We start from the raw sequence: 406 nt of genomic DNA, 5'->3' as shown, positions 1-406 counted from the left end.
CGGGGCGACGACACCTACGTCATTGCGGCAGGCGAAGGTCAGGACGTCATCGACAACAGCGGTGGCGGCAACGACGTCATCCTGTTCGAAGGCATCGCCTCCAGCAAAGTGTCGAGCGGCTTCGGCAAACGCGGCAACGACCTCGTGCTCAAGATTGCCGGCACCACCGACCAAGTCACCGTCAAGAACTACTTCCTTGGCGGCGACAACCTGGTGACAAAGATCAAATTCAGCACCGGCGGCGAGTTCACCGCAGCGCAGATCCTCAACCTGTTCAAACTCAACCCCGACACCACCCAGAGCCCGGCGTATACCAATCTGCCGGACGAAGCGGCATTCGGGACCGTCTGGGCAGGCGTGGCGGGCAACCAGAACCTCATCGGCTCGTCCGATGCCGACCTGCTCG

1 protein-coding gene is annotated in these 406 nt (G+C 61.8%); it reads left to right on the top strand.

Annotated features, from left to right (window positions below; translation table 11 throughout):
• The coding region (locus PZA18_RS24340; protein WP_284103472.1) for a calcium-binding protein at window positions 1-406 on the top strand (406 nt) is incomplete at both ends.

It is taken from the genome of Parachitinimonas caeni, from assembly GCF_030129945.1.
Taxonomy (GTDB): domain Bacteria; phylum Pseudomonadota; class Gammaproteobacteria; order Burkholderiales; family Chitinimonadaceae; genus Parachitinimonas; species Parachitinimonas caeni.
Note: the sequence above shows the minus strand (reverse complement) of the source record. Positions and strands in the feature narration are given on the sequence as shown.